Origin of the sequence: Thioclava arctica (genome assembly GCF_040892615.1) — a bacterium.
Lineage (GTDB): Bacteria > Pseudomonadota > Alphaproteobacteria > Rhodobacterales > Rhodobacteraceae > Thioclava > Thioclava arctica.
The window spans coordinates 1-3,823 of record NZ_JBFRYC010000036.1 but is presented as its reverse complement, the minus strand read 5'-3'; the positions used below and the strand labels follow the sequence as shown (position 1 = coordinate 3,823).

Genomic DNA, 3,823 nt, shown 5'->3' with positions numbered 1-3,823 from the left:
AGTGATCCCGTGAACTTGGAAAACGTTCTTGGCCAAATCAAGGCCGATCGTGGTAACTTGCATGGGGTGGCTCCTCTCATAAGCAGATATCGACACCTGCAGTATGGCGCATTGCGACGCCGGTTGAAGCAGGAGCCATCCACCCCATCAGCTTTCGCCACGCTGGATCAGCAGTATATCGATCTGCAATGCGTGTGAATGGTAGGCTTGTTGATCAAGCACCAACCTGTTGGACCAACGCATCTGACAAGTAGTCCCAAACCGCGCGAACCCGGGGATTCGTATGCAAAGCCGGTGGCGCGGTCAGCCAAATCGGAAGGGCCTGCATTTTCACTTGCTCATCCAAAATGCGTTCCACTGTCGGGTCGGCATCCCCGATGATCGTCTGCGCGCCACCCAACCCACATCCTGCCCGAACGAGTTCCCAATGCACCGCTTGCTGATCACATCGCACTGCAAAAAAATCGCGCGTGGCTTTCATTCCAAGGTCTGCCATCGCACGAATAATCAAGTCACTCTTGTCAAATCCAACGAAATCCAGACGCGCCGCATCTTCCAGCGTTTCTGGCCGACCATTTCGATCCAGATAGGATTTTGCTGCATAAATCGCGGTCGGCTGATCGCAAACATGTTTGGTGATCACATCCAACTGGGTCGGTCGATACATGCGAACTGCAATGTCGGCCTCTCGGTAGATGAGGTTCTCTGTTGTGTCAGATGGCACCAGATCGATCTGGATTTCCGGAAGTGCTTGGCGCATGTCCGAAACAATTTTCGGCAAAATGAAGTGTGACGTCACCACACTTGCGGTGATCCGCACAGTTCCGTTCAGATCGCCGGCCTTGCCATCAGCGATCAGACGCAACCGGGTCGCAGCCTTTTGCATGTCACGCACCGTGTCAGCCATTTCCAGTCCGGCGGTCGTCGGCACTAGGCCCCGTGGCGCCCGAGTGAACAGATCAACTCCCAAAGCCGCTTCCAGCATCTTTATGTGCCTTCCGATCGTCGGTTGGCTCTGTCCCAGTTTGCGCGCCGCGCCCGACAACGACCCGTTCTCAACCACAGCCGAAAACGACTGAAGCAATGTCCAATCCAACACTCCCAGATTCTTATCCATACACTAATGAATACCAGATGTAGGATTTTGAGCAATTTATTTCCGTATTTGAATGGCTCATGTTCAAGTCGTCACATCATAGATCAAAGGAAACTTCAGATGTCTAACACCGTCCTCATCCTCGGCGCCTCTGGCAAGATCGGGCAGAATGCAACACACGCCTTTACCAAGGCCGGTTGGAACGTGCGCCATTATGATCGCAAATCCAATGATATGATCGCGGCCGCCCGTGGCGTTGATCTGATTGTGAATGGCCTCAACCCGCCCAATTACAACAACTGGGCCAAGACGGTCCCTGAGATGACAAAACAGGTAATTGCGGCGGCCAAGGCCAGTGGTGCCACTGTCATCATCCCCGGCAATGTTTATAATTTTGGCAACACACCTGGCGTCTGGTCCGAAACTACAGCGCAACGCCCAAACACAATCAAGGGCCAGGTCCGCGTCGATATGGAACAGGCCTATCGTGCTTCCGGCGTGCAAACCATTGTACTTCGGTCGGGCAACTTCATTGATCCCAACCGGGACGATGACATGATGGGCCTGCTGTATTTTCGCGCGATCAAAAAAGGCAAATTGACGGCTGCCGGACGCAGCGATGCGCTACAAGCGATGTGCTATCTGCCCGACTGGGCCAAGGCTGCAGTTCAGCTTGCTGAAAAACGCGCCGAGCTTGCCAGTTTCGAAGACATTCCGTTTCCAGGACACAGCTTTTCCGTTCTGGAATTGCAGAATGTGCTGCAAGACCATCTTGGCCACGGCATCAAGATCACTGGGTTTCCATGGTGGTTGTTTACGATCCTTGGGCCGTTCTGGGAGCTCGCCCGCGAAATGAACGAAATGCGATATTTGTGGAACACGTCGCATCAGTTGTCCGGGGAGAAATTCAACCGAATTTTGCCTGATTTCGTGCAGACTGACATGCGTTCCGTAATGCTTGCGTCACTACCGGATGATATGAACCCAAACAAGACTGCGCGAGGCTCGCGTCAAGCCTACGCCAGCTAAACACCCAAACCCTGACAGCGGCGGGCGGGCCAGAACCCACCCTTCCCGAAAGCAGTCTTTCATTCTCAGAAGATCAAAATACGCTTTGTCCCGCGTTGCCGACATCGGACACGACACACATCGAGCCGCTGCAGCGAATGGCCGGTCTTGTGAAGCTGCAACGCGGCGCTTGACGCCTTGATGAAGGTCCGGTTTGGGCCGGAACCGTCTTATTAACGTTTGACGCTAAACCGCTTCGCGCGGCATCGGACACGGCCATTCGATATCAGTTGGCCACTGGTGTTCGTTTCGTCTCAACTTTTCACGTTGATCCCGCGCGGTCAGCAATTGACGACGTCACATTCCTTCACCACAGGTAAAGCAATCTTTCCATCATGCCCCCTTAAAAAGCAAAGATAGTTTTCCATGCCTCCACTCCCCTTCCTGCGGGATCGACGCCGCGACCTTTCCTTGACCCAAGCAGCCGTTGCCTGCGCGGCGGGGATCAGCATTCCGACGTTGCGTAATCTCGAACAGGGCAAAGGCAGCATCGGGTCGCTGTCGCGCACCCTGCCCTACCTGCAGCTTCGGTGGTCCTGGTTTCATGACGTGAATGCCGGGCCGGACCTTGCGCGGCGGCGGCGAATGCGCGGACTCAGCCAGCGCGCGCTGGCGGAAAAGGTCGGTTGCTCGCGCCCGACAATCATCGCGCTTGAGCGCGACCTGACCGGCAGGGTCGAGACGTTGCTGCGGGTTCTTTCGATCCTCGGGATCCGTCAGGCTCTTCGCCCGGAGTCAGCATCCGCAAAGCCCGGGCTGGTCCCGGCAACGAACGACCCCGCCCGCGACCTGGTGATGACGCCCCTGGATCTGGCGGCCAGGATCATCGCGCATTTCGCGGGCCGGATGTCCGGGCATGTGCTCGACCCGGCGCGGGGCGCGGGCGCGTTTTACGACCAGTTTCCCGATCATGTCGAACGCTCTTGGTGCGAGCTGGCGCTGGGTCGGGATTTTCTTGCGTGGAGCGATCCGGTCGACTGGATCATGACGAATCCGCCCTGGTCGAAGATCCGCAGCTTCACCCGCCATGCGATGACGCTCTGCGAGCATATCGTCTGGCTGGTGCCGATCGTGAACATTACGACCAAGGCGCGGCTGCGGGATTTGGCCGAGCACGGATACGGCATCGCCGAATTGGTGCTTCTAGATACCCCGCGCGACTGGCCGCAAAGCGGGTTCCAGCTCGTCGCGGCGCATCTGCGGCGTGGCTACACCGGCGACTGGCGCGTGTCGCGGCTTGAGATTTGACGCAACCACACGGCAGATCTGACATGCTGGAAATCATTGCGTGCTATCGGGGACCACACCATCCTGACGCACAGCAACCGTAGCCCCGGCCTCCTTCGGGATCACGACCTCCCTGCCCTGCTCGCGCTCCGTGGCAATCTGCAAGCACTGTTGATCGGAGACTGACGGCACCCAGACCAACTGACCGGCCAGTCAGATCGAGCGCCGAGCCACACGACATCGGCTTCGCGGATATCTTCGCCCATGTGCGATCGCGTTCAAAGCGATCAGCCTTTTTTGTCGCCGCGCCTTGGCGTGGCGCTTGTGCAAGGCTGGCATCGCCAGCCGCGCAGTTGGATCGATAATATATATGCACCGCATGTTATCGAGCCGACGGAGCGCCTCCCCGGCGTTAGGGGCAGACAGGTAGCT

At 57.1% G+C, this 3,823-nt stretch carries 4 protein-coding genes; 3 read left to right on the top strand and 1 reads right to left on the bottom strand.

Annotated features, from left to right (window positions below):
* A partial coding sequence (locus AB4874_RS19785; protein WP_368393302.1) for a hypothetical protein occupies positions 1 to 198 on the top strand: 198 nt, incomplete at its 5' end.
* Between the two features lie 16 nt (positions 199 to 214).
* On the opposite strand, the gene AB4874_RS19780 is transcribed toward AB4874_RS19785, so the two are convergent.
* Positions 215 to 1,099: a LysR family transcriptional regulator gene (locus AB4874_RS19780; RefSeq protein ID WP_368393303.1), complete on the bottom strand. Its 885-nt coding sequence runs from the start codon at positions 1,097 to 1,099 to the stop codon at positions 215 to 217.
* 45 nt (positions 1,100 to 1,144) lie between these two features.
* On the opposite strand from AB4874_RS19780, the gene AB4874_RS19775 reads away from it, so the two are divergent.
* The gene (locus AB4874_RS19775; protein ID WP_368393301.1) at positions 1,145 to 2,125 is read left to right on the top strand and encodes an NAD-dependent epimerase/dehydratase family protein; all 981 of its coding nucleotides are present in this window, start codon (positions 1,145 to 1,147) and stop codon (positions 2,123 to 2,125) included.
* A 450-nt stretch (positions 2,126 to 2,575) separates the two neighbouring features.
* On the top strand, positions 2,576 to 3,412 hold the full coding sequence (locus tag AB4874_RS19770; protein ID WP_368393300.1) for a helix-turn-helix transcriptional regulator: 837 nt from the start codon (positions 2,576 to 2,578) through the stop codon (positions 3,410 to 3,412).
* Positions 3,413 to 3,823 lie beyond the last annotated feature (411 nt).